Origin of the sequence: Gordonia sp. DT30 (assembly GCF_049844915.1) — a bacterium.
Classification (GTDB): domain Bacteria; phylum Actinomycetota; class Actinomycetes; order Mycobacteriales; family Mycobacteriaceae; genus Gordonia.
Map to the genome: position 1 here is coordinate 132950 of NZ_JBNCLY010000002.1, position 25929 is coordinate 158878.

Genomic DNA, 25929 nt, shown 5'->3' on the forward strand with positions numbered 1-25929 from the left:
ACAGTGTCCGCCCGGCCTCGTCGATCATCCCCTGCAGAAATGGAGTTACACCATGTCATCTTCTCGATCCCTCGTCGCCCGGCTCGGCGCCGTGGCCATCGGCGGAGTACTCACCGCAACACTGGTCACCGCCTGCTCGGGCGGGTCCAGTGATGCCGCCGACTCGTCGGGCACGCCGGGCAGCGTCGTCATCGGCGCTGTCTCCAACGGGGCGGCGCAGGAGACCACGCTCTCTGTGCCGCAGGTGGATTCGATTCGCAAGGCGCTGCCGGCGAAGGTGCGTGATTCCGGTCAGCTCACGATCGGCATCGGCGCCCTGCCCTCGGGGAATCCGCCGCTGGCGTTCATCGGTTCCGATCAGCACACGCTGACCGGCGTCGAACCCGATCTCGGGCGCGCCGTCGCGGCGGTACTCGGCCTCAAGCCGGTGGTCGGCAACTCCACGTGGGAAAATCTCTTCGTCGGCATCAGCAGCGGCCGCTCGGATGTGGGCTTCTCCAACATCACGGTGACCGAGGAGCGCAAGGACAAATACGACTTCGCCACGTACCGCAAGGACGAACTGGCCTTCGAGGTGCTCAAGTCGAACGCGTGGAACTTCGACGGAAACTACGAGAATCTTGCGGGTAAGACCGTGGCCGTCGGGTCGGGCACCAATCAGGAACGGATCCTGCTGAAGTGGCGCGACAAACTCGCTGCCGAGGGCAAGACGTTGAACGTGGTGTACTTCCCGGACGGCAACTCGTTCAATTTGGCGCTCGCCTCGGGCAAGATCGACGCGTATCTGGCGCCCAATCCGACCATCTCGTACCACGTCGTACAGACCGCCAACACCCCGAAGGCCACGCGGGTGGCCGGAACCTACTCGGGTGCCGGCTCCACCTTGCAGGGTCTCATCGCCGCGACGACCAAGAAGGGTAACGGACTGGTCGGGCCGCTGGCCGATGCGATCAATCACCTGATCTCCACCGGTGCCTACGCCAAATTGCTCGCGGCGTGGCATCTGTCGGCCGAGGCGTTGCCGGCCTCGCAGATCAACCCGCCCGGGCTGCCCCGCAACGACAGCTGAGGGGCTCATGTGCAGGTGGTGGCCGGCTCCGGCTCGCCAACTGGCGACCTGAGAAACAGGAGGATTCGCCGATGGGACATCATCACCTCATGGATATCGACCGGGATGGTGGGACAGGCACGGACACAAGCGTTCTCGACGACCCGATCCGATCGTCGCTGACCGGGCACCACCGGCACCTGGCGCAGCGACACGGCCGCATCCTGCGTTATCGGGACGACGTGTCGATATTCGCGGCATTCCCGCACGATCCCGGACCTGCGGACTGGGCCGACGCCGCCGAGTTCTTCGGTCCGGGTGGCACCGTGCCGATCTCGGGAGTCATGCCCACCCCGCCGCCCGGCTGGGAGATCACGATGAGTCTGCCCGGAGTGCAGATGATCGCGCGATCGGTCGCTGCAATGGCCGATCGCTCTGCGGTGGTGCTGACCGACGACGATGTCCCGGCGATGATGGATCTGGTGGCGCGCACCCGTCCCGGGCCCTTTCTCCCGCGGACCATCGAGATGGGTACCTACCGGGGGATCATCGCTGATGGCGCACTGATCGCGATGGCCGGCGAGCGTCTGCATCCCGTGGGCGCGACCGAGATCAGCGCGGTGTGCACCGATCCGGCGTACCGCGGGCAAGGGCTGGCCGCGCGGCTGGTGCTCGCCGTTGCCGACGGCATCGTGCGACGCGGTGAGACCCCGTTCTTGCATGCGGCAGCCGACAACCGAGGCGCCATCCGGCTCTACGAATCGTTGGGGTTCGAGCTGCGCAAGGAGCTGACATTCGGGTCGATCCGCGTCCCTGAGTGATCCCTCGGGTATCACGTGACACGCCGACCACTCTGACCTCCATAACCACAGCGATCCCATTCGGCACAATAGTCACAGAAGTTTCACCAGATGACCAATGGCGTGAGCCGGATTGGGGTGGCTGTGTACCGCGTATTCGAAGCACTCGACGAACTCGTCGCAATCGTCGAGGAGGCACGTAGCGTTCCGATGACCGCGGGATGTGTGGTTCCACGCGGCGACGTGCTGGAACTGCTCGATGACATCAAGGACTCGATCCCGGGCGAGCTCGACGACGCGCAGGACGTACTCGACAGCCGTGACTCGATGCTCGAAGACGCCCGATCGCATGCCGACACCGTGACCGGCAACGCCGATTCGGAGTCCGAGGCGGTCCTCGCACACGCTCGTGCCGAGGCCGATCGCATCCTCGCCGACGCCAAGGCGCATGCCGACCGGATGGTCGACGAGGCGAACAACCACGGAAAGTCGCTGGTCGACGAGGCCGCCGACGAGGCTCGGCGGCTCTCGACCAGCGCGGCGCGCGAGTTCGAAGCGGTGACGGGGCGAGCCCGTGCCGAGGCGCAGCGGAGCATCGACGCCGCCAACAACACCTACGACAAGTCGGTCGCCGACGGGATCGCCGAGCAACAGCGGCTGGTGTCGGAGGCCGAGGTCGTGGCGGCGGCGAAGTCCGAGGCCGAACGCATCATCGACGCGGCGCACGCCGAGGTCGATCGTCTGCGCGGAGACTGCGATGTCTACGTCGACGAGAAGTTGGCGCAGTTCGAAGAGGTGCTCACCAACACGATGCGGTCGGTGAACCGCGGACGCCATCAGCTGCGCACCGGCGCCGGGATGCACGACTACGTCGAATACCCCCGCAGCGTCGACCACGATCACCCGCGTGGCCGGTCGCGCGATGATGCCGACGACTCGGTGTCGCCGCTGGCCGTGTAGGCCATCTACGGAGGCTCTCGCGTGCGTCGACACGGGGGTTCGCGCTCATTCGATGATTCGCTGACCTTGGCGTATGGTGCATTTGTGGCCGAAAATGCAGTGACTCCAGGTTCCCGTTCGGGTGCGGCTCCCGCGCATGCGCGTGGTCCCTTCGTACTCGACATCCGTTCGCTCGGCCGCCGTCCGGGCACGATGACCGAGGTGCACCAGACCGTTCGCACACCGGAGCGGCTGGGCGTGGAGATGATCGGCATCCCCGCTGATTCCGAGGTCGATCTCGATCTCCGACTCGAGTCGGTCAGTGAGGGCGTCCTGATCACCGGAACGGTCTGTGGGGAGACGCAGGGTCAGTGTGCGCGCTGCCTCGAACCCGTCGACGGCACCGTCACGGTCTTTTTGACCGAGCTCTACGCGTACCCGAACAGCGAGACCGAACAGACGTCCGATGACGACGAGGTACATCGCATAGTCGACGACCGGGTCGACCTGGAACAGGCCATCATCGACGCGGTCGCCCTCGAACTGCCGATGTCGCCGTTGTGTCGCGAGGATTGTCCCGGGTTGTGCAGTGTCTGCGGGGTGCCGCTGGATGGCGCCGAATCGGGTCACGGACACGAGCTCATCGATCCGCGGTGGGCCGGGCTCGTCGACAAGTTCGGTGATCTCGGCGACGGCACGACCACGACATCGAGCGATCAGGGAGGTTCCGACGATCGTGGCCGGACACGAGGCGTGCAGTGAGTGATGGCAAGCGCCGGGGCAAGCGGCCCCCGTCGTGCGGTCCGCTGTTGGCGGCGCTCGGTACCGAGATCTCCGACGAATTGTTGACCCTGGCGCTGACGCATCGTTCCTACGCTTACGAACATGGCGGATTACCCACCAACGAACGCTTGGAGTTCCTGGGGGATTCGGTACTCGGTGTCGTCATCACCGAGCGGCTCTATCTGCGATTTCCCGAGCGGCCCGAGGGTGAACTGGCCAAGATCCGGGCCAGTGTGGTGAACATGCATGCCCTCGCCGAGGTGGCGCGCGGCCTGGGAGAGGACGGGCTGGGAGCTTACCTGTATCTCGGTCGGGGAGAAGAGCTCACCGGCGGCCGCGACAAGGATTCGATCCTTGCTGATGGCCTCGAATCACTATTGGGCGCAGTCTATCTCGATCATGGGCTCGCCACCTCGCAGCAGGTCGTCTTGGGTTTGTTCGATGAGATGATCGAGCGCGCAGGCGATCTCGGCGCCGGACTCGACTGGAAGACGTCCCTGCAGGAACTTGCTGCCGAGCGCGGGTTCGGCCCGCCGCAGTACCAGGTCTCCTCGACGGGGCCCGACCACAGCAAAGAGTTCACCGCGATGGCGGTGATCGCCGGCGAGCACGTCGGTCAGGGTATCGGCCGGACCAAGAAGGAGGCCGAGCAGAAGGCGGCGGCCCTGGCCTGGCAGACGCTGACCGATCGCGCCGGCGCCTCGTGACCGTGCCCGATCGACACACATGAACCGCGCGGCGAAGCACTATGTGCCGGACATGGGTACCGACAGGGGTGGAGCAAAGATCCTATGGCACAGCGTGTCCGGATGAGTGACCGACCGACGAGGCCGGTACCGTCGATCAAATACTTCGCGACGAGCTGGTACGACCGTGGATTCGCGTACTGGCGTCGGCGCTGCTGGTTGACAGCTTTTGCGCTCTTGCTTGCCCTTGCCGTCTCGGTAGGAATCTCGGCGTTGATCGTTGCGCTCGTTGACCTCATCGCATCGCCCGTCGGTCGCGTCGGCGCTATTGCTGTTGCTGCCATTCCGGTGGTGTGGAGTTGCTATAGCGCATACCTCACGCCTCGGCGCCCGCCAGAAGATCGTGCCGCGCACCACCCGATGAGCTTTGCCCCCCAGAACCCGGCCCATGTCCGGGTGGGCGGAGCGGCAGGAGTGACCACCGGACTCACGGCCACTGCGGGTTCATCGCTGGCGGGCGGACTGCTCGCGGTCGGTAGCCTCTTCCTGGTCGGCCAGGCGCTCGGTCTCCTGGCTATCACTCTCGGAAAGTACGTCAGCGAGGACGAATGGCGGCTCGCGCGACAATACGGCTCGGAAGAACTCGGACATCTGAGCCGCGGCGATGCCTGAACTTCCCGAGGTGGAGACCGTTCGCTCCGGTCTCGCCGAGCATGTCGTCGGGCGACGCATCACCGGCGTGGACGTCTTGCATCCCCGGGCCACGCGCCGTCACGTGGGGGGCGGCGCCGACCTCGAAACCCGTTTGCGCGGAAAGGCTCTCACCGCGGTCCGGCGCCGCGGAAAGTACCTGTGGCTCGACGTCGCCGACGACGACGATGACGCCGCGCTGGTCGTCCACCTCGGGATGAGTGGGCAGATGCTGATCGCGCGGGCCGGCGCTCCCGACCACACCCATCTGCGCGTGCGGGCCCACCTCGACGGCGGCGACGAACTGCGTTTCGTCGACCAGCGCACTTTCGGCGGCTGGCACCTCGACGAGCATGTGCCCGACCCGTATTCCAGCGCTTCTGGGGTGGCCGATCCGGAACCGACGCCGCTCGTGCCCGCGTCGATCGCCCACATCGCGCCGGATCCGTTCGACCCGGTCTTCGACCGCGCGGCCGTCGTCGCGAAATTGCGTGCGCGCCACACCGAGATCAAACGTGCACTGCTCGACCAGACCATCATCTCCGGGATCGGCAACATCTACGCCGACGAAGCGCTGTGGCAAGCGCGGCTGCATGGCACCCGAATGACCGATACTTTGGCGCCCAAGCGATTACGTGAGCTCGTCGACGCCGCTGGGGACGTGATGGCGCAGGCATTGAAGGTTGGCGGTACGTCCTTCGATGCGCTCTATGTCAACGTCAACGGTGAGTCGGGATACTTCGAGCGTTCGCTCAACGCCTATGGACGCGAGGGGCAGCCGTGCCGGCGCTGCGGCGCCATGATGCGTCGCGAGCAGTTCATGAATCGCTCGAGCTATTCTTGTCCGTCCTGCCAGCGGAAACGCTAACTGCCCCTTGGCCGATGCCGGGCTGTAGCGACGCGCCGAGCTTCTGCTGGACAGGTCTCGATTCGACGCCCTGCACGTGCAATGACGAAGATCTGGTGTCTTCCAGAGCGGCTCGTGCCGTGCAGGCCTGCGTTGCGTTGAACGAGGCAGACGGACAGTGGAGTACCAATTTTTGGTATTGTCTCGATGTGGCTCAGAATACTTCGATCAGCCTTGACGCCCACTTCTCGGACTTCCTTTCGCGAGAGGTCGCGTCGGGCCGCTACCGGTCCGCAAGCGAGGTCGTCCGCGCTGGTCTGCGGCTTCTGGAGGATCGGGAGACGCAGCTGGCAGCGCTCCACTCCGCCCTCGTCGCAGGCGAGGAGAGCGGCGCGCCGGAGGACTTCGACTTCGATGCCTTCATCGCAGCCAAGAAGTCGTGACGGGATACCGCCTCACCCCGGCGGCGCAGCGTGATCTCTCGGCGATCTGGGACTTCACCGAGGAGCGCTGGGACGTCGGCCAGGCCGAGACGTACGTGACGGAGATCGGGGCGGCGATCGAGCGCATCGCGGCCGACCCCCGTCGCGGTCTTGCGTGCGATGAGATCCGCCATGGGTACCGTCGGTACGGCATCGGCAGCCACCTGCTCTTCTACGTGGAGCGTTCCGACGGCGTGGACGTGATCCGGATCCTGCACCAGCACATGGACCCGGGCCGTCACCTTTGATGCGGACGTAGGATCCCCCGTGGGTGTGTGGCGCCTCTCGCGCTGATGTCTCGCGGCTCGAAAGCGCTCGGCGAACAGGGAAGGCGAGCGACACCGTCGGCGTTGTCGACACCGAAGCCACCGTCGGCGTTGTCGACACCGAAGCCACCGTCGGCGTTGCCGACACCGAAGCCACCGACCCGGTCCGGCCAGTACCCGAAGGAGCCCCGTCACGATGACCGTCGAGCAACACGCCGAGAGTTCGCAGCCCGGAGGTCATTCCGGGAAGCCGCACACCGAGCTGTGGGTGCAGCGCAGCGGAACCCGGCGCTACACCGGTCACAGTTCGCGGGGCGCCGAGGTTCTCATCGGCTCCGAGGACGTCGAGGGTGTCTTCACGCCGGGTGAGCTGCTGAAGATCGCGCTGGCCGCGTGCACCGGGATGTCGTCGGACCGGCCGCTGTCGCGGCGCCTGGGTGACGACTACGACGCGACCATCCGTGTCGATGGGGCCGCCGACCGCGAGAACGAGGTGTATCCGCGGCTCGAGGAAGTGCTGGAGGTGGATCTCTCCGAACTCGATCCGGAGGCGGCGCAGCGGCTCCTGGTGGTCGTCGAGCGTGCGATCGGTGCGGTCTGCACGGTGGGCCGCACCATCAAGGCGGGCGCCGAGGTCGATCTGCGTATCGACACCGAGTGACGGCAGGGGAGCAGGCTGCATGAGCGACGACGACGCCGGTGACGTGCGGCTCACCGCCTACGTACACGGACATGTCCAGGGGGTGGGGTTCCGCTGGTGGACACGCTCGCGGGCATTGGAACTCGGGCTCGTCGGCTATGCCGCGAACCAGCCGGACGGCCGGGTGCTCGTGGTCGCGCAGGGGCCGCAGGCGGCGGTGGACGTCCTCGTCGACGCGTTGCGGTCGGATGCGACGCCGGGGCGCGTCGACCTGGTCGTCGACAGCTACGACGCGCCGCGTGGGGATCTGACCGGGTTCGTGGAGAAGTAGGAGTCGACCGGCGCCGGCCCGTCTCGAGGTCCGTCGGAGGTGGGTAGGCTGTACGGTCGTGCACCTCAAGTCGCTTACTCTCAAGGGCTTCAAGTCCTTCGCGTCGGCGACCACCTTGCGGTTCGAGCCCGGGATCACGTGTGTCGTCGGGCCCAACGGGTCCGGCAAGTCGAATGTCGTCGACGCTCTGACCTGGGTGATGGGGGAGCAGGGCGCCAAGGCATTACGCGGCGGGAAGATGGAGGACGTCATCTTTGCGGGCACCTCGGGTCGCCCGCCCCTGGGCCGCGCCGAGGTCACGCTCACCATCGACAACTCCGACGGCGCGTTGCCCATCGAGTACTCGGAGGTGTCGGTCACCCGCCGCATGTTTCGTGACGGCGCCGGCGAATACGAGATCAACGGCAACTCGTGCCGGCTGATGGATGTGCAGGAGTTGCTGTCGGACTCGGGCATCGGGCGCGAGATGCATGTCATCGTCGGTCAGGGTCGGCTCGCCGCGATCCTGGAGTCCCGGCCGGAGGACCGGCGTGCCTTCATCGAAGAGGCCGCCGGGGTTCTCAAACATCGCAAGCGCAAAGAAAAGGCCGTCCGCAAACTCCAGTCGATGCAGGCGAATCTGGATCGACTGGGCGATCTGACCGCCGAATTGCGCCGCCAGCTCAAACCGTTGGGCCGACAAGCCGAGGTCGCCCGGCGCGCGCAGACGATCCAGGCCGATCTGCGCGACGCCCGGCTGCGCCTCGCCGCCGACGACCTGGTGACCCGGCGCGGTGAGATGGCCCAGCACACCCAGGTCGAGGACGGTATCCGCCGCGAGCAGGACGAGGTGTCGGCCGAACTCGACGCCGTGACCGGTGAACTCGCCGATCACGAGGAGCACCTCGCGCAGATCGTGCCCGCCGCCGAGGCGGCCGGACAGGCCTGGTTCACCCTGTCGGCGTTGGCCGAACGAGTCGACGCCACCGCGCGCGTCGCGGCCGAACGCACCCGCTATCTCGACGAACCGGTGTCCGGTACGACCGGCCCCGACCCTGAGGAACTGGACCGACAGGCCGACGACGCCGCCGAGAACGAGGCGCAGATGCAGGCGGCTCTCGAGAGCTCAGCAGAGTTCCTGGAAGGAACCCAGGACGAGCTCGCCGAGCGAGAACGTGCCGGCGCGGCCGCCGAGCAGGCCCATATGGCCGCGGTCCGCGCGATCGCCGACCGCCGCGAAGGTCTGGCCCGCCTCGAGGGGCAGGTCGACAGTCTGCGGACCAAGGCGGATTCCATCGACGCCGAGACCGCACGACTGACCGCAGCAATCGCCGCTGCGGCGCAGCGGGCGCAGGCCGCGCAGACGCAGCAAGATGTGGTGGCACAATCGCTCGGCGAACTCGAGGCCTCGGAGAAGAGCCTTGACGACCATCACGAACGGTGCGTCACCGCCCTCAACCTGTCCAACGAGCGGGCCGCGACCTTGCAGGCGGAGGATCGCGAGACCGAACAGCGGATCGCGTCACTGACAGCCCGCATCGAGGCGTTGTCGGTGGGTCTGGAGCGCGGTGACGGTGGTGCCTGGCTGCTGGAGAACTCCGCGGACGGTCTGCTCGGGCCGATATCGGAACTGATCACCGTCGAACCCGGCTACGAGGCCGCCATTGCCGCCGCCCTCGGCGGTGCGGTCGACGCGATCGCTGCGGCCGACCCGGCATCGGCATTGCGGGCGCTCGAGGCCTTGAAGGCCGGGGACGGCGGCCGGGCATCGATGATCCTCGGCGGGCTCGCCGAGGACGCGTCCGCGCCGGCAGGCCGTCTGCCCGAAGGTGTGGCATGGGCATCGTCGGTGGTGAGCTGCGCGCCGTCGATCCGCGGTGCGGTGGAAGCGATCCTGGCCGACACCGTCGTGGTGGACACCGCGGCGTCGGCGGTCGGCGTGACCGTCGAACTCGGTGTGCGTGCGGTGACACGCGATGGCGACCGGGTGTCGCGTGCGACGGTCGAGGGTGGTTCGGCGCATCGGCCGTCAACGCTCGAGGTGCAGTCGGCGATCGATACGGCCACCGGCGATCTTGCTGCCACCCGGCGTCGCCTCGAAGAACTCGGCGCCGCGTTGCAGGGTGCGCTGGCCGAACAGCAGGAGCGCCGGGAGGCCGCCGAGGAGGCACTGGCGGGCCTACACGAATCCGACAGCGCGGTCGGCGGCGCCTACGAACAGCTCGCCCGGTTGGGCCAGGAGATCCGGGCGGCGCAGGACGAAGGCGACCGGCTGACCCGGCAACGCACCTTCGTCGAGACCGGTCGTGCCGAGACGACCGCGAAGCTCGACGAGCTCGAACAACGTCTGGCGCTCGCGCGGGATGAGGGGGCCGAGCAACCCACAGACGACGCCGACTCCGGCGACCGGACGATGGCCGCAGAGGCGGTGGCTGCCGCACGGGCCGCCGAAATGGAGGCGCGTCTGGCGATGCGCACCGCCGAGGAACGGCTTTCGTCGGTCCGCGGGCGCGCCGACTCGCTGCGCCGGGCAGCGCAGCGCGAGCGCGATGCGCGTGAGAGTGCGCGCCGCCAACAGGAAGCGCGCAGACAGGCGGCGACAGTCGCCGCGGCGGTTGCCGTATCGGCGGCCGAGGTGACCGAACGGGTGGCGGCTGCGGTCGCGACGGCGCAGGCCGGACGTGACGAGCTCGAACGGGTCCGGGCCCACCGCACGGCGGCCGTCGACGAACTCAAGAGTCGTGTCAATGTGCTGTCGCAGCGCCTGAGTACACTCAAAGACGCCGTGCACCGCGATGAGGTCGCGCGCGCGCAGGCCAGTTTGCGGATCGAACAGCTCGAGGAGCACGTCCTCGAGCAGTTCGCGATGGCCCCCGACGACCTCATCGCCGAGTACGGGCCGGATGTCCCGATGCCGCCGTCCGCGTTGGAGGTGGCAGAGTACGAGGCCGCCAAGGCCAGGGGTGATCAGGTGGTCGCGCCGGCCCCGATGCCCTACGAGCGGGCCGCCCAGGAGGCACGTGCCAAGAAGTCGCAGAAGGACCTCAACACACTGGGCAAGGTGAATCCGCTCGCACTGGAGGAGTTCGCCGCGCTCGAGGAGCGGTATACCTTTCTCTCGGCACAGCTCGAGGATGTCAAGGCCGCGCGCAAGGACCTGATGTCGGTGATCGAGGACGTCGACGGGCGCATCCTCCAGGTGTTCACCGAGGCCTACGCCGATGTCGAGCGCGAATTCGCCCAGGTGTTCTCCACGCTGTTCCCCGGTGGTGAAGGACGTCTGGTGCTGACCGAACCAGACAACATGCTGACCACCGGTGTGGAGGTCGAGGCCCGGCCGCCGGGTAAAAAGGTCAAACGTCTGTCGCTGCTGTCCGGCGGTGAGAAGTCGCTGACCGCGGTGGCGATGCTGGTGGCCATCTTCCGGGCGCGGCCCTCGCCGTTCTATGTCATGGACGAGGTCGAGGCGGCTCTCGACGACACCAACCTGCGGCGCCTGATCAGCTTGTTCGAGCAACTGCGCGAACGATCACAGCTGATCGTCATCACCCACCAGAAGCCGACGATGCAGGTCGCCGACGCGCTCTACGGCGTGAGCATGCGCGGCGACGGGATCACCACGGTGATCTCGCAGCGGCTGCGCGGGATGGACATCCCGGTCACCGCGACCGCCCCCGCCGAACCCGGCTCCGATTGAGAACAGGACCAATGCAGCAGTGAACACCGAAATCATCATCGGCATCGTCGTAGCGGTGGTCGTGATCCTCGCGATCATCGTGGCGGGCATCGTGCTCGCGCGGCGCCGCCGGGTCTCGCTGACCGACCAGTCCGACACCCAGGTGATCGACGGGAGCAAGCCGCAGGTCGACAGATCCGGCGGCTACCAGGCCGGATCGGGGTTCACGTTCACTCAGGGCGGTGCCGGGACGACGGCGGTCCCACCGGCCGAGCCGGTCACGCCTTCGGTAGAGCGCACGGATGCCGAACGTACCGAGGCCGAACGTACCGAGGCCGAACGTACCGAGACCGACGGTCAGCCGGGCGTCGGTGACGACGCGTCGATCCCGCGCGACTCCACGCAGCGTGGCATGACCGACGTCACCCTTCCGGATGTCGTCGACGGCGCCCCCGACGTCGTCGCTACCGCTCCGGATGCCGTCGACAGTGCTCCGGCCACCGCCGATAGTGCTCCGGCTACCGCCGACAGTGCTCCGGCTACCGCCGACAGTGCTCCGGCCACCGCCGACAGTGCTCCGGCCACCGCCGACAGTGCTCCGGCCACCGCCGACAGTGCTCCGGCTACCGCCCCGACCGACGCGGCGGATGCGACGGTGGTCCCGCCGCGCGAGGAGATCGAACCCACCGCCGGACGTCTCGGACGTCTGCGGGGCCGGCTGTCCCGCTCGCAGGGCGCCATCGGCAAGAGCATGCTCGGGCTGCTCGGGGCCGGCGACCTCGACGAGGACAGCTGGGAGGAGATCGAGGACACCCTGGTGATGGCCGACCTCGGAGCCGCGTCGACGAGCGCGGTCGTAGAACGATTGCGCACCGAGCTCGCCACCCATCCGGTCCGCACCGCCGAGGAGGCCCGGGCGCTGCTGCGGCGAGTGCTCGTCGCCCAGTTGCATCCGGAGATGGACCGCTCGGTGCGGGCGCTTCCGCACGCCGGGACGCCGGCCGTTGTCCTGGTCGTCGGTGTCAACGGCACCGGGAAGACCACCACCACCGGCAAACTCGCTCGCGTGCTCGTCGCCGACGGCCGACGCGTCCTGCTCGGCGCTGCCGACACCTTCCGGGCGGCGGCGGCAGATCAGTTACAGACCTGGGGCGAGCGTGTCGGTGCCGAGATCGTGCGTGGGCGCGAACAGGCCGATCCGGCATCGGTCGCCTTCGACGCGGTCGCCAAAGGTATCGAGTCGGGCGTCGACGTCGTCATGATCGACACCGCCGGACGGTTGCACACCAAGACCGGCCTGATGGACGAGCTCGGCAAGGTCAAGCGCGTCGTGGAGAAGAAGGCGCCGGTCGACGAGGTCCTGCTCGTCCTCGATGCCACCGTCGGCCAGAACGGCCTGACCCAGGCCCGGGTCTTCGCCGACGTCGTCGACATCACCGGTGTGGTCCTGACCAAGCTCGACGGTACGGCCAAGGGCGGCATCGTTTTCCACGTGCAGGAAGAGCTCGGTGTCCCGGTCAAGTTGGTCGGGCTGGGGGAGGGCGCCGACGATCTGGCGCCCTTCGAGCCGGGCGCGTTCGTCGACGCGCTTCTCTGAACCACGCACGCCGCTGACGTCACCCACCTCTTGTCCTCCGACTCCCGGGTGCCGGCGTTGACGGCTTCATCGATGCGTGAACGTGTGATTGTCTGCTGCACAATCATGCGCACCGCTGCATACCGACCAGGGAGTTAACATCTACGAAATATAAACTGCCCGCTGGTTCACACATCGGAAACGACGAATAGCTCTCGCCGAAACAAACACCAAGCAATCTTCTCTCCAGGTCAAAACCGCGGCCTGTGAGCGGTGGGATGAGGAGGAGACTAGTGGCTTTCCCCACTATGGGTGTGCCGGATTCGGGCGACACAGCCTGGATGTTGGCCAGTTCGGCGCTCGTCTTATGTATGACGTTGCCCGGTCTGGCGTTCTTCTACGGCGGCATGGTCCGCGCGAAGAACGTCCTGAACATCATGATGATGAGTGCGTTGTCGGCGGGAATCGTCACCGTGCTCTGGACGATATACGGGTTCTCGATGGCGTTCGGCAACGACATCCTGGGAACGAATAACGGCGGACTGCTCGGCGATCCGGGTGAATACTTCGGGCTGAAGAACCTGCTCGCGGGCGTCAACGGTACCGCAGCGGTGGCCGCCGATCCCGCAACGCAGACCGCGGCGTCGCCGGCGGTCGAAATTCCGATCTTCGGCACGATTCCGGCGATGGTCTTCGTGGCGTTCCAGTTGATGTTCGCCATCATCACGGTCGCCCTGGTCTCCGGTGCGGTGGCCGACCGGATGAAGTTCGGTGCATGGACAGCATTCACCGTCCTCTGGTCGACCATCGTATACTTCCCGGTGGCCCACTGGGTCTTCGCCTTCAACGGCATCACCGCAGAGAAGGGTGGCTGGATCGCCAACAACCTCAAGGCGATCGACTTCGCCGGTGGTACGGCCGTCCACATCAACGCCGGCGTCGCCGGTCTGGTTCTGGTGCTGTTCCTCGGAAAGCGCAAGGGCTGGCCGAAGACCCCGATGCGGCCGCACAACCTGCCCTTCACCATGCTCGGTGCCGGATTGCTGTGGTTCGGCTGGTACGGCTTCAACGCCGGCTCGGCGACCTCGGCCAACGGCGTCGCCGGCTCGACCTTCATCACCACGACGGTCGCGACCGCGGCAGCGATGCTCGGCTGGCTGATCACCGAGCGCATCCGTGACGGCCATGCGACCAGCCTGGGTGCCGCGTCGGGCATCGTCGCGGGACTCGTGGCCATCACGCCGTCATGTTCTTCGGTGGACATCTGGGGTGCACTGATCATCGGCGTGCTCGCCGGCATCATCTGCGCACTGGCCGTGGGTCTGAAGTACAAACTCGGATATGACGACTCGCTCGATGTCGTCGGTGTTCACATGGTCGGCGGTATCCTCGGTACCGTGCTGATCGGCTTCCTGGCCACCAAGAAGGCCCCGGCCGCCGTTGACGGTCTCTTCTACGGTGGTGGTTGGGATCAGCTGTGGCGTCAGGTGCTCGGCGCAGGTGCCGTATTGGCCTATTCGGCCATCGCCACTGCAATAATCGCAGCCGTGATCAAGTTCACCATCGGTCTCCGTACGGACGACGCCGATGAGGCTCAGGGTCTCGACGAATCGCAGCACGCAGAATCCGCATATGACTTCGCGCCGATCAGCGGGGGCTCGCCCTTCGCTCAGGCAGGCGTCATTGGTGCCGGCAAGGAGGCATGATCCACAGTGAAGCTGATCACCGCAATCGTGAAGCCGTTCACGCTCGAAGATGTCAAGGCAGGGCTCGAGCAGGCCGGAATCCTGGGCATGACCGTCAGTGAGGTCCAGGGTTACGGCCGTCAGAAGGGCCACACCGAGGTCTATCGTGGCGCCGAATACTCGGTGGACTTCGTCCCGAAGGTTCGGGTGGAGGTCGTCGTCGATGATGCTGCCGTGGACAAAGTCGTCGACGTGATCGTCGAGGCCGCCCGCACCGGCAAGATCGGCGATGGGAAGGTCTGGGTATCGCCGGTGGAGTCGGTCGTTCGCGTCCGCACCGGCGAACGCGGCGCCGACGCACTGTAGCGCAGGGTCGATGCCCTTCGTGAACACCGGTCACGGCCCCGCGCCCGACGATGAATCGGGCGCGGGGCCGCGTCCTTCCCAGACACCGGTTGCGGCAACCGATCTCGCCGCCACCCGACGCCAGCTGACCGCGGCGTCGGGACCCAATCGACTTGATGCCGCAGGACTGCGGCAGGTGCTGGTCGACCTGCACGAATTCTGGCTCACCAGCAAGGGTGCCGAACTCGGGATCAAACCCGGCAGCGGACTGGCCATCGTGGCCGTCGGTGGACTCGGCCGTGGCGAGTTGCTCCCGTACTCCGACCTCGACCTGATCCTGCTGTACGAGGACCAGTCGCCCGAACGGGTGTCGGAGGTCGCCGACGGACTCTGGTATCCGTTGTGGGACGCCAACATTGCGCTCGATCACAGTGTGCGGACGGTGCCGCAGGCGCTGCAGGTCGCCTCCGACGACATCACAGCGGCGCTCGGGCTGCTCGAGGCCCGCCACATCGCGGGCGACGAGGATCTGTCCGCGTTGCTCATCGGTGGGGTCCGGCAGCAGTGGCGCTCGGAGATCCGCACCAGGTTCCCGGCGGTCGTCGAACATGCGCGGGAGCGGTGGCGGCGCAGTGGCGACATCGCCCACCGCGCCGAGCCGGATCTCAAGAACGGCCGCGGAGGTCTGCGCGACGTGCAGCTACTCGGCGCCTTGTCGATCGCCCAACTGACCGATGGGATGGCGAGCTTGCGCCCGGACTCGCCCGGGGCGGGACCGCAGTTGGCTTATCACCGGCTCCTCGACATCCGTACCGAGCTGCATCGGATTGCCGGGCGCGCCCGCGAGCAGGTCCGCGCACAGGACGCCGACGAGATCGGTGCCGCATTGCGCATCGGGGATCGGTTCGAGCTTGCGAGGCTCATCAGTGACGCGGCGCGCACCATCGGATACTCCACCGACGTCGGGTTGCGCACGGCAGGCAACGCATTGCCCCGACGTGGGCTCGCCAAGCTCCGCCGCTCGCCGATCCGGCGACCCCTCGACGAGGGGGTCGTTGAACACAATGGCGAGATCGTGTTGGCGCGCAATGCGATTCCGAGTAAGGACCCGGGGCTGATCCTGCGTGTCGCGGCGTCGTCGGCACGGACGGGTCTACCGATCAGCGCGTCCACGCTGGCCAGGCTGGCCGACTATGCACCGGAGTTGCGTGAGCCATGGCCCAGCGACGCGCTCGGCGATCTGCTCTTGTTGCTCGGTGCGGGGTCGCACATGGTCGCGCCGATCGAGGCGCTCGATCGCACCGGGCTGTGGGGACGGTTGTTGCCGGAGTGGGGTGCGGTCCGGGATCTGCCGCCGCGCGACGCCATCCACACGTGGACGGTTGATCGCCACCTCGTCGAGACCGCGGTCCATGCCAGTGCGATGACCACCCGCGTCACCCGGCCGGATCTGCTGCTACTCGGATCACTGATCCATGATCTCGGAAAGGGCCGTGGCGCAGACCATTCGGTCGTCGGCGCGGAACTCGCCATCCAGGTCGGCAGTCGGATCGGGCTCTGGCCGCAGGATGTGATGCTGCTGTCGCAGATGGTTCGCCACCATCTGCTCCTGCCGACCGTCGCGACCCGACGGGACCTCGACGATCCGGCGACGGCCGAAGAGGTCGTCGAGAAGCTCGGGCACAACCGGATGCTGCTGGAGCTGCTCGCAGCGCTGGCCGAGGCGGATTCGCTCGCGACCGGCCCGGGCGTGTGGGGTGACTGGAAAGCCTCGCTGATCAACGAATTGGTGCGTCGGGCAACGCGTCTGCTCGATGGCGGTGAACTACCCGTGCCCGAACCGTTGACCGACGAGATGGTCGCGCTGGCGCAGAGCGGCGAGTTCGCCGTCAGACTCGTCCCCTCCGACGGTCTGCACACGTACTCGGTACTGATGGTCGCACCGGACCGGCCGGGCACGTTGTCGAAGATGGCCGGGGTACTGGCGCTGAACGGACTGCGGTCGTTGTCGGCGGCGGTGCAGAGTCATCAGGGCCGGGCCGTCAACAGCTTTCAGGTGGTTCCGGTGTTCGGTACGCCGCCCGAGGCGGGGCTGCTGCGACAACAGTTGATGGCGACCGTCGAGGGCAAGTTCAGTGTGCTCGAGCGCCTCGACAAGCGCGAACTCGAGTCGCCGACACCGACTATCGGCACGGTCGCCGCATCTCCGGGATCGGTGGCCGGCACGGGCCACGCGTCCGACGACCCGGCCACGGTGGCCACCAATGCGGTGCCCGCACTGTTCGCGATGGCGCCGTCGCGGGTGTTGTGGGCGGAGTCGACGGTCGACGGCGGGGTACTGATGGAATTGCGCACCGACGACCGTCTCGGATTGCTGAGCCGGGTGAGCGACGTCATCGAACATGCCGGAGTGAGTGTGCGGTGGGCCAAGGTCGCCACTCTGGGCAACACCGTCGTCGACACGTTCTGCCTGGTGTTGGGGCGCGACACCCCGCAGCGGCGGTCCGAGCTCGCCGACGCGGTGCTGGCCGTGTGCCCGCCACCGCGGCCGCGGACCGAATCCGACGACGGGGGTCCGGACAGCTACGGCGGCACAGGTAGATCCGGCGTGCCCATCAGCTGAGCGCACTTCGGCCCGCCGGGCGTCGCATATCCGCACCCGCATCGGGCATGCGGTGCGGCGGTCATGGAAAGATGGTGGAATGTTCGACTCCCTCTCCGATCGGTTGACCGGTGCGTTACAGGACCTGCGCGGCAAGGGCCGGCTCTCCGACGCCGACATCGACCGCACCTGCCGCGAGATCCGGCTCGCACTGCTCGAGGCCGACGTCTCGTTGCCGGTCGTCCGTGCCTTCATCGCACGCATCAAGGAACGCGCCAAGGGTGCCGAGGTCGCGGCGGCGCTGAATCCCGCGCAGCAGGTCGTCAAGATCGTCAACGAGGAACTCGTCGGCATCCTCGGCGGCGAGACGCGGCGCGTACGGTTCGCCAAGACCCCGCCCACTGTCATCATGCTGGCCGGTCTGCAGGGCGCCGGTAAGACGACGCTCGCCGGGAAGCTGGGCGCCTGGCTCAAGAAGCAGGGACATACCCCGCTGCTCGTGGCCTGTGACCTGCAGCGTCCCGGTGCGGTATCGCAGCTGCAGATCGTCGGTGAGCGCGCCGGGGTGCCGGTGTTCGCGCCGCATCCGGGCACGAGCATCGCCGGCGAGACCGCACCCGCCGACGGGAACTCGCTTGGGGTCACCGCCGGCGACCCGGTAGCGGTCGCGCGGGGTGGTGTCGCCGAGGCGCGGACCAGACACCACGACGTCGTCATCGTCGACACCGCCGGCCGCCTGGGCATCGACGCCGATCTGATGAAGCAGGCCTCCGACATCCGGGACGCCACCGCGCCAGACGAGGTGCTGTTCGTCGTCGACGCGATGATCGGTCAGGACGCGGTCACCACGGCCGAGGCCTTTGCCGAAGGGGTCGGGATCACCGGTGTCGTGCTGACCAAGCTCGACGGTGACGCCCGCGGCGGTGCGGCGCTGTCGGTACGAGAGGTCACCGGCCGCCCGATCATGTTCGCCTCCTCCGGCGAGAAGCTCGAGGACTTCGATGTCTTCCATCCCGACCGGATGGCGAGCCGCATCCTCGGCATGGGCGATGTGCTCTCGCTCATCGAGCAGGCCGAAGAACACTGGGACGCGCAGCAGGCCGAGGAGGCCGCCGCCAAGATCAGCCAGGGCGAGCTGACCCTCGAGGACTTCCTCGAACAGATGCAGATGATTCGCCGGATGGGCCCGATCGGCAACATTCTCGGAATGCTGCCCGGCGCGGGGCAGATGAAAGAGGCGCTGTCTCAGGTCGACGACAAGCAGCTCGATCGGGTGCAGGCGATCATCCGGGGCATGACGCCCGCCGAGCGCGACAACCCGAAGATGATCAACGCCTCGCGGCGCCTGCGGATCGCCAACGGTTCGGGTGTGACGGTCACCGAGGTCAATCAGCTGGTCGATCGATTCTTCGAGGCACGCAAGATGATGGCGCAGATGTCGGGCCGGATGATGGGTCCGGGCCGCAAGACGAACCGGAAGAAGGGCAAGGGAAAGAAGGGCAAGGGCAAGGGCCGCGGACCCACCCCACCGAAGGTGCGCGGCGGGTTCCCGGGCATGCCGGGTGGATTCCCGGATCTGTCGAATATGCCCGCCGGTCTGGACCAGCTCCCGCCGGGTCTCGAGGGCATCGACGTGTCGCAATTCCAGCAGCCGAAGAAGAAGTAGTTCAGGCGGTGCCCGGCGAGGACGTCGCGGCCCGGCACTACCGGGGGCGCGACCCGATCACCGACGAACCTGTCGAACTGTGGGTTGTCGACGGCCGCATCTCGCTGGCGAAGGTGCCCGGCGCGCTCACCGTCGCCGACGGTTCGTGGATCCTTCCGGGACTCGTCGATGCCCACAACCACGTGGGGATCGCGCCCGGACTGGGCGTCACGATCGAGCAGGCGCGGAACTTCGCACGCCAGGACGTCGCCGCGGGCACCTTGCTGATCCGTGAGGTCGGATCACCGGTGGACACCCATCCACTCGACGATGACCCGCGCTGCCCGCGCTTCATCCGAGCGGGAAAACACATCGCCCGGCCCAAGCGATACCTTCGCGACTACGGTGTCGATCTGGCCGATCCGAACGATCTTGCCGACGAGGTCGCCCGGCAGGCCGCCAACGGCGACGGCTGGGTCAAGATCGTCGGTGATTGGATCGACCGCGAGGCCGGCGATCTTGCGCCGTTGTGGGAGCGCGGGCAGCTCGAGGCGGCGGTGCGCGTGGCACACGATCACGGGGCGCGGATCACCGCGCATGTCTTCGGCACCGACGCACTCGATGATCTGATCGCGGCCGGGGTCGACTGCATCGAACATGGCACCGGGCTGCGGACCGACCATCTCGATTTGTTGGTTGATCGGTCGATTGCCTTGGTTCCCACCATGATTCAAGTCGACAACTTTCCGGGGATCGCCGACGGCGCAGATCGGTTCCCGACCTACGCCGCCCACATGCGCGCTCTGCACGCCAACGCCATCGACGTCTTCGCCGCGGCGCGGGAGGCCGGCGTGACCATGTTCGCCGGCACCGACGCCGGGGGTTTCGTCGAACATGGCCGCATCGTCGACGAGGTCGAACGGTTGGCCGGCATCGGGCTCGGCGCGCGGGGCGCGCTGGCCGCGGCGAGCACCGAACCGCGGCGCTGGCTGAGGGCCGGACTCCTCGCGCACGGCGACCGTGCCGACTTCCTCGTCTTCGATGCCAACCCGGCGACCGACCTCGGTATCCTGCGCCATCCGCAGGCGATCGTGTGCTCCGGGCTTCACCTCTGAAGGGTGCGTCACGGATCTATTCCGTCCCGGTTCAAATGTGATTCAAATCACCAGCTGTCCGTTGATACCCATACTTACTCTTCGGTAGGGTCACAGATGCATTGCAGGCGTGACCAGCCTGCAACAGCATCCGGGTCATCTGGGCGGCCCGGTCAAGGGGTGGGTCCGACCGCCGCGGACGCGAGGCGGGTCGAGAGAAAGTCGGACATGCGGTTACCTTTCGCGGGGTGGGTAACCGCATGTCTGCACCCCGGACCTGGCGGGTGGCGCGCGTTACTCGATTTCTTTCCCTCGGGTCGGTTTCTTTCCCTCGGGTCGGTCTGGCAGAATGAACCGCTGGTTCGTCGGACCCGGTTACGTACCGCCCGACGGTCACACCGATACAGATCGCAAAACCGGGCCCCACAACCGGTGGGGTCGCTGAATTGCGCAGTGGCCACGAAAGAAGAAGACATGGCTGTCAAGATCAAGCTCACGCGGCTCGGCAAGATCCGTAACCCGCAGTACCGCATCATCGTGTCCGACGCGCGCACCCGCCGCAACGGCCGCGCCATCGAGACCATCGGCAAGTACCACCCGAAGGAAGACCCGAGCTTCATCGAGGTCGATTCCGAGCGCGCCCAGTACTGGCTGAGTGTCGGCGCCCAGCCGACCGAGCCCGTCGCCGCCATCCTGAAGATCACCGGTGACTGGCAGAAGTTCAAGGGACTGCCGGGTGCCGAGGGCACCCTGAAGGTCGCCGAGCCCAAGACCTCGAAGCTCGACCTGTTCAACGCGGCGCTGGCCGCGGCCGACAGTGCGCCCGCCGCCGAGGCCACCACCCCCAAGAAGAAGCCCGCCAAGAAGGCCGATGCGCCGGCCGACGCCGCTGACGAGACCGCCGCCAAGGACCAGGCGTGAGCGCTGTGGCCGCCGACGCCGTGGAACATCTCGTCCGCGGCATCGTGTCCAACCCCGATGACGTACGCGTCGATCTGATCACCGGACGACGGGGCCGACTCGTCGAGGTCCACGTCAATCCCGAGGATCTGGGCAAGGTGATCGGCCGCAACGGCCGGACCGCCACCGCGCTGCGCACCCTGGTTGCCGGGATCGGTGGCCGCGGGATGCGTGTCGATATCGTCGACACCGACCGCTGATCAGTCGCGCAATGGAGCTCGTGGTGGGCCGGGTGGTCAAATCCCACGGCGTTCGCGGCGAACTCGTCGTCGATATCCGCACCGACGAACCGCAGGAGCGATTCGCGCCGGGTGCGACCCTGCATGGCCGGTTGCCGCGTGGCGCCGGCGAGCGCACCTTCACGGTGACAGCCGCCCGGGAACATTCCGGGCGGCTGTTGCTGTCGCTGGCCGAGGCCACCGACCGTTCGACCGCCGACGCCCTGCGGGGCACCCTGTTCCTCGTCGACAGTTCGCAGGTCGATTCCGGGGACGATCCCGATTCCTTCTACGATCACGAACTCGAGGGTGTGGCGGTGACCACGATCGACGGCGCCGACGTGGGGATCGTCGACTCCGTGCTGCATCTGCCGGCCAACGACATCCTGCTCGTCCGAACCCCTGATCAACGAGAGATCCTCGTACCGTTCGTGCGCGAGATCGTGCCGACGGTCGGTCTCGACGGGATCGTGATCGACCCACCGGAGGGGCTCATCGACGAACTAGGTGATCACGACGAACTAGGTGATGACTCCGATATCCCGACTGCCGGTACCCCGGCGCCCGACGGCGAGGCGCGCTGACGGTGCGGATCGACATCGTCACGATCTTTCCCGAGTATCTGCAGCCTCTGCGAGTGGCGTTGCTGGGCAAAGCCATTGAGCGTGAACTTCTCGACGTCGAGGTGCACGACCTGCGTGAGTGGACTCATGACGTCCACCGCAGCGTCGACGATTCGCCCTACGGCGGCGGCCCGGGCATGGTGATGAAGCCGGATGTGTGGGGCCCCTGCCTCGACGCGGTGTGCCCCGACGACGCCGTGCTTGTGGTCCCCACCCCGGCCGGCGTCCCGTTCCGGCAGGCCACCGCTGCGCGTTGGAGCGAGCAGACACATCTGGTATTCGCCTGCGGCCGCTATGAAGGCATCGATCAGCGGGTCTTCGACGATGCCGCACGCCGGGTCCGGGTCGAGGAGGTCTCGCTCGGCGATTTCGTTCTCATCGGTGGTGAGGTCGCCGCGATGGCGATGATCGAGGCCACCGTCCGGTTGATGCCGGGCGTCCTCGGCAATCCCCGCTCCCATCAGGAGGATTCCTTTTCCGACGGACTGCTCGAGGGGCCCAGCTACACCCGGCCCGAGGTGTGGCGCGACCTGCCGGTCCCGCCGGTGCTGCTCTCGGGTGATCATGCGAAGGTCGCCCGCTGGCGCCACGATCAGTCGCTGCAGCGCACCCGCGCACGCCGCCCGGATCTGCTGCCCGATTGCGACCCCGGAGAGCGCGGCGCGGGCCCCGACCTGTGAATCGATCTCCGGCGAACACCGCGTTCTGGGGATAAACTCGGGCAATTCGCGCACGCCGCCGACTCGCGGGGCGACGCGACCGGGGGAGGCGGCAGTGGGGGAATTCGATGGTGTTCGTTGGGCCGACATGCTCGACGAGGTCGACCGGCAGCGTGCCGAGATCCGGCGGGCGGCCGACGCGCTTGCCGGCCTCACCGCCCGGGCGACGAGCGCGGACCGATCGGTGACGGTCACCGTGAACGCCCGGGGCATGCTCATCGGGCTCGAGATGGCTCCGGTGGCAATGCGCCGGTACCGAAGTGAGCAACTGTCGGAGATGATCACCGGACTTGTCGCCGCCGCCGATCGCAGCCTGCGGGATCGTCGTGAGGTGCTCCTCAGCGCAGCCGCCGGCGCCGAACCCGGCCTCGCCGACGTGGAAGTCACCGCCCGATGAGCACTGAACTCGGCGGCGTCGATGTCGACGCCCATGCTCTGGACGTGCTCGCTCACCGGCTCCGGGGCCTCGCGCATCGGCTGAGTGATGCCCGTGCCGATCTCGAAGTGCTGCTGGCACAGCTGGATTCGGCGTTGGGGGACGATGTCGGTGCCCAACGGTTCCGCGGCGGTGTCATCGCCACCACCACGGCTCTGGCGGCGTCGGTGACCGCCGCTGCCGAACGTGTCGGCGACCATGCGGTCCTCGTCGGCGATGGTGCGCGTCGCCTCGACGACACCGATGCCCGGGCGGCCCGGCACCTATCGGGTCCCGGCGCAGGCGTCGATGCGTCCGGCACGAGCTGATCGACCCATGGCCGAGCAGAGCCCGAGGGCGCCCGGTGGTGAGGTGTCGGCGTCTCCCGATGCGCGAACGCTCGTCGAGCAATCGGTACCCGGCTGCTGGCCCACCAGCGACGACGAGGCCCTGCGCGCGGTCGCGGCCGGACTGGATGGGCTGGGCCGGCGGGTGCAGGAGATCGCACGCGACATCGAGGCGATGCACCGGGACGTCGAGTGTTCCGTGGGCCGATTCCCGCGGGCAGTCCTCGACGGCCGCGATCGCCTCCTCGGGGCCGGTGCCGAGGGGCTGAGCGGGCTGGTCGACGAGCTGACCGCCATGGCCGCGGGGACCGTCGCCTTCGCCGATCTGACCGTCACCGCCCGGCACCGGGTCGAACTCATCGCCGCCATCGTCGATCGAGACCGACTGCTCGGCGAGATCGGGGCCGCCCTCGGCGACGACACCCTTGCCGTTCGGGCGGCGAGCGCCGGACGACTCGCCTTGACCGCGGCCGGAGACGACTACGCCGAGCAATCCGCCGACACGGCGGCCGCCCACCAGAGCGCGGGCGATCACGACGGGCAGGTCGGCGCGCCGGCGGGGGCCGCGACGAGCGCCATGATGCCGATGGCCGGCTTCGCGGGGATGGGTGCGGCCGCGGCGGGCGCAGGCGCGGCAGGTGGCCGGGCGATCCGCGCCGCGTCTGCGGAGCGGACGCAGATGGGCATCGACGACGACGAACCGCCCGAGCTCACCCGCGCCGAGTGCGATGCGATCATGAGACGCGCCGCCGCGGTGCAGGCGTCGTTGCCCGATGACGTCGCTTCGTGGGTGCAGACCGCCGTCGGCGTCGGAGACGATCGGCAGAACGGGCGGATCGTGGTTGTTGCCACCAGTGATCCGGTGCCGTACCTGCGGGTCGGGATGGTGTTGCGGGCAGCAGAAGAACTCGTCGGTGACGGTCGTGACCCACAGGTCGCGGTCCTGGACCACATGATGCGCGCCGGACTGGTGCCGCTGGCCGTCGCGTCGACGCAGCCGCCGACCCCGGCGGCACGTGCCGCACTTGCCGATGCGGGAATTCGCCCGCTGCTCGCGCCGCGGCAGCGCAATGCCCCGGAGAGGTGATCGGTCGTGGTCCACCGACCGGCGATTTCGTCGCCCAGGGGTGCATCTGGCACAATAGTCGGGTTGCCTGGTGGCGGTCCGTACGGACGCGCCGTCAGTACACGCCATGACTCGGAGCACGAACCGGTCGAACCCCAACCCTGCCTGGGTCAGGCACCGGGTGGGGCCGCCAGGTTCCTCTGTTCACGCCAAGCAAGAACAAGGACCACGACACATGAACATCCTGGACTCTCTCGACAAGCAGTCGTTGCGCGACGATATCCCCGAATTCGGTCCCGGTGACACCCTTGACGTCCACGTCAAGGTCATCGAGGGTGCCAAGGAGCGCGTGCAGATATTCAAGGGCGTCGTGATCCGCCGCCAGGGCGGCGGCATCCGCGAGACCTTCACCGTCCGCAAGGTGTCCTTCGGTGTCGGCGTGGAGCGCACGTTCCCGATCCACAGCCCCAATATCGCCAAGATCGACGTCCTCACCCGTGGTGACGTGCGGCGCGCCAAGCTCTACTACCTGCGTGATCTGCGCGGTAAGGCCGCCAAGATCAAGGAAAAGCGCTGACGCGTCTACCCTGACGACGTGGCTGACACCAATCACGCCGACGCCGGCGACGAGCGTGCCCGCGCGGCCGCCGATGAGTCCGACGAGCCCTCGACGGCGCGACGGCCCTGGCGTACCAAGAGCGACAAACCCGAGAAGAAGAAGGGTTCGCTGCTGCGCGAGACGATCATCATCGTCGTCTGCGTCCTGCTGATCAGCTGGATTCTGCAGACCTTCATCGGTCGGCAGTACGTGATACCGTCGGAGTCGATGGAATCGACGCTCATCGGCTGCTCCGGATGCACCAATGATCGGATCTTCGTCGACAAGCTGTCGTACACCTTCGGCGATCCCGAACCCGGTGACGTCGTCGTGTTCAAGGTGCCCGACGAGTGGGGTGAGAGCGGGTGGGCGTCACCACGTTCGTCGAATGTGGTGGTGCACCGTCTCCAGGACGCGTTGTCGTGGTTCGGCTTCGCGCCACCCAACGAGAACGACTACGTCAAGCGTGTGATCGCCGTGGGCGGGCAGACCATCGAATGCCGCAACGACGAGGGCGTCGGGGTGAAGGTCGACGGCAAGGCACTGCACGAGTCGTACATCAACATGGATCTACAGCGGCAGAACCTGGCCAACGGCTTCGTCCGGCCGGAGGCGATCACCTCGAGCGGCTCCCTCAACAGTTGTCTCGGAGCCGACTTCGGGCCGATCAAGGTGCCCGCAAATCAGGTCTTCGTGATGGGCGACAACCGTACGCGCTCCTCCGATTCGCGCTATCACATCCAAGATGCCAACGGCGCGAACTACGGTGGCACCGTCCCCGTCGACGACATCCGCGGCAAGACGCAATTCATCATCTATCCGTTCTCACGGATGGGCGGTGTGGACTCGGTCGATCCGCAGCCGTGACC

27 protein-coding genes are annotated in these 25929 nt (G+C 67.3%); all 27 read left to right on the top strand.

The features are described 5' to 3' along the window. The first annotated feature begins 52 nt into the window (after positions 1-52). The 27 genes from ACLQ3C_RS02575 to lepB all read left to right on the top strand — a co-directional run bounded on the left by ACLQ3C_RS02575 (position 53) and on the right by lepB (position 25927). Positions 53-1069 (top strand): ABC transporter substrate-binding protein, encoded by a 1017-nt coding sequence (locus ACLQ3C_RS02575; RefSeq protein WP_425703151.1) that lies wholly within the window; start codon positions 53-55, stop codon positions 1067-1069. Between the two features lie 89 nt (positions 1070-1158). Then, the gene (locus ACLQ3C_RS02580) at positions 1159-1869 is read left to right on the top strand and encodes a GNAT family N-acetyltransferase (protein ID WP_425703153.1); all 711 of its coding nucleotides are present in this window, start codon (positions 1159-1161) and stop codon (positions 1867-1869) included. A 123-nt stretch (positions 1870-1992) separates the two neighbouring features. Then, positions 1993-2808 (top strand): DivIVA domain-containing protein, encoded by an 816-nt coding sequence (locus ACLQ3C_RS02585; RefSeq protein WP_425703525.1) that lies wholly within the window; start codon positions 1993-1995, stop codon positions 2806-2808. 84 nt (positions 2809-2892) lie between these two features. Next, on the top strand, positions 2893-3549 hold the full coding sequence (locus tag ACLQ3C_RS02590) for a YceD family protein (protein WP_425703155.1): 657 nt from the start codon (positions 2893-2895) through the stop codon (positions 3547-3549). Next, the gene (gene rnc, locus ACLQ3C_RS02595; RefSeq protein ID WP_425703157.1) at positions 3546-4277 is read left to right on the top strand and encodes a ribonuclease III; all 732 of its coding nucleotides are present in this window, start codon (positions 3546-3548) and stop codon (positions 4275-4277) included. The genes ACLQ3C_RS02590 and rnc overlap by 4 nt, the downstream gene beginning before the upstream one ends. A gap of 102 nt (positions 4278-4379) precedes the next feature. Continuing rightward, positions 4380-4928, top strand: coding sequence for a hypothetical protein (locus tag ACLQ3C_RS02600; protein WP_425703158.1), 549 nt, complete (start codon positions 4380-4382; stop codon positions 4926-4928). Next, a complete protein-coding gene (mutM, locus tag ACLQ3C_RS02605) occupies positions 4921-5814 on the top strand; it encodes a bifunctional DNA-formamidopyrimidine glycosylase/DNA-(apurinic or apyrimidinic site) lyase (RefSeq protein WP_425703159.1) in 894 nt (297 codons plus the stop codon). Before ACLQ3C_RS02600 ends, mutM begins: the two co-directional genes overlap by 8 nt. 188 nt (positions 5815-6002) lie before the next feature. Further along, positions 6003-6236, top strand: a complete 234-nt coding sequence (locus ACLQ3C_RS02610) for a type II toxin-antitoxin system ParD family antitoxin (RefSeq protein ID WP_425703161.1) — start codon at positions 6003-6005, stop codon at positions 6234-6236. After that, positions 6233-6523, top strand: a complete 291-nt coding sequence (locus ACLQ3C_RS02615) for a type II toxin-antitoxin system RelE/ParE family toxin (RefSeq protein ID WP_425703163.1) — start codon at positions 6233-6235, stop codon at positions 6521-6523. The genes ACLQ3C_RS02610 and ACLQ3C_RS02615 overlap by 4 nt, the downstream gene beginning before the upstream one ends. Before the next feature lie 214 nt (positions 6524-6737). Next, a complete protein-coding gene (locus tag ACLQ3C_RS02620) occupies positions 6738-7202 on the top strand; it encodes an OsmC family protein (protein WP_425703165.1) in 465 nt (154 codons plus the stop codon). Positions 7203-7221: 19 nt separating this feature from the next. Continuing rightward, positions 7222-7512 (top strand): acylphosphatase, encoded by a 291-nt coding sequence (locus ACLQ3C_RS02625; protein WP_425703166.1) that lies wholly within the window; start codon positions 7222-7224, stop codon positions 7510-7512. A gap of 58 nt (positions 7513-7570) precedes the next feature. Next, complete coding sequence (gene smc, locus ACLQ3C_RS02630) at positions 7571-11188, top strand: chromosome segregation protein SMC (RefSeq protein ID WP_425703168.1); 3618 nt, start codon at positions 7571-7573, stop codon at positions 11186-11188. A 19-nt stretch (positions 11189-11207) separates the two neighbouring features. After that, on the top strand, positions 11208-12764 hold the full coding sequence (gene ftsY, locus ACLQ3C_RS02635; RefSeq protein WP_425703169.1) for a signal recognition particle-docking protein FtsY: 1557 nt from the start codon (positions 11208-11210) through the stop codon (positions 12762-12764). Positions 12765-13051: 287 nt separating this feature from the next. After that, entirely contained in the window at positions 13052-14449 is a 1398-nt protein-coding gene (locus ACLQ3C_RS02640; RefSeq protein ID WP_425703526.1) for an ammonium transporter, read from the top strand. A 6-nt stretch (positions 14450-14455) separates the two neighbouring features. After that, complete coding sequence (locus tag ACLQ3C_RS02645) at positions 14456-14794, top strand: P-II family nitrogen regulator (protein ID WP_005176661.1); 339 nt, start codon at positions 14456-14458, stop codon at positions 14792-14794. A 10-nt stretch (positions 14795-14804) separates the two neighbouring features. Further along, positions 14805-17396: a [protein-PII] uridylyltransferase gene (locus ACLQ3C_RS02650; RefSeq protein WP_425703171.1), complete on the top strand. Its 2592-nt coding sequence runs from the start codon at positions 14805-14807 to the stop codon at positions 17394-17396. A gap of 79 nt (positions 17397-17475) precedes the next feature. After that, the gene (gene ffh, locus ACLQ3C_RS02655; RefSeq protein WP_425703173.1) at positions 17476-19041 is read left to right on the top strand and encodes a signal recognition particle protein; all 1566 of its coding nucleotides are present in this window, start codon (positions 17476-17478) and stop codon (positions 19039-19041) included. An 8-nt stretch (positions 19042-19049) separates the two neighbouring features. Then, positions 19050-20135 (top strand): amidohydrolase family protein, encoded by a 1086-nt coding sequence (locus ACLQ3C_RS02660; RefSeq protein WP_425703175.1) that lies wholly within the window; start codon positions 19050-19052, stop codon positions 20133-20135. Positions 20136-20588: 453 nt separating this feature from the next. Continuing rightward, a complete protein-coding gene (gene rpsP / locus ACLQ3C_RS02665; protein ID WP_425703177.1) occupies positions 20589-21035 on the top strand; it encodes a 30S ribosomal protein S16 in 447 nt (148 codons plus the stop codon). Further along, on the top strand, positions 21032-21274 hold the full coding sequence (locus ACLQ3C_RS02670) for an RNA-binding protein (protein WP_425703179.1): 243 nt from the start codon (positions 21032-21034) through the stop codon (positions 21272-21274). Before rpsP ends, ACLQ3C_RS02670 begins: the two co-directional genes overlap by 4 nt. Positions 21275-21285: 11 nt before the next feature. After that, positions 21286-21876, top strand: a complete 591-nt coding sequence (gene rimM / locus ACLQ3C_RS02675) for a ribosome maturation factor RimM (protein ID WP_425703181.1) — start codon at positions 21286-21288, stop codon at positions 21874-21876. A gap of 2 nt (positions 21877-21878) precedes the next feature. Next, the gene (gene trmD / locus ACLQ3C_RS02680) at positions 21879-22595 is read left to right on the top strand and encodes a tRNA (guanosine(37)-N1)-methyltransferase TrmD (protein WP_425703183.1); all 717 of its coding nucleotides are present in this window, start codon (positions 21879-21881) and stop codon (positions 22593-22595) included. Positions 22596-22689: 94 nt separating this feature from the next. Next, positions 22690-23031, top strand: coding sequence for a YbaB/EbfC family nucleoid-associated protein (locus ACLQ3C_RS02685; protein WP_425703185.1), 342 nt, complete (start codon positions 22690-22692; stop codon positions 23029-23031). Then, on the top strand, positions 23028-23378 hold the full coding sequence (locus tag ACLQ3C_RS02690; protein ID WP_425703187.1) for a hypothetical protein: 351 nt from the start codon (positions 23028-23030) through the stop codon (positions 23376-23378). Before ACLQ3C_RS02685 ends, ACLQ3C_RS02690 begins: the two co-directional genes overlap by 4 nt. Positions 23379-23385: 7 nt before the next feature. Next, on the top strand, positions 23386-24483 hold the full coding sequence (locus ACLQ3C_RS02695; protein ID WP_425703189.1) for a hypothetical protein: 1098 nt from the start codon (positions 23386-23388) through the stop codon (positions 24481-24483). A gap of 214 nt (positions 24484-24697) precedes the next feature. Beyond that, positions 24698-25039: a 50S ribosomal protein L19 gene (gene rplS, locus ACLQ3C_RS02700; protein ID WP_425703191.1), complete on the top strand. Its 342-nt coding sequence runs from the start codon at positions 24698-24700 to the stop codon at positions 25037-25039. 18 nt (positions 25040-25057) lie between these two features. Beyond that, entirely contained in the window at positions 25058-25927 is an 870-nt protein-coding gene (gene lepB, locus ACLQ3C_RS02705) for a signal peptidase I (RefSeq protein WP_425703193.1), read from the top strand. Positions 25928-25929 lie beyond the last annotated feature (2 nt).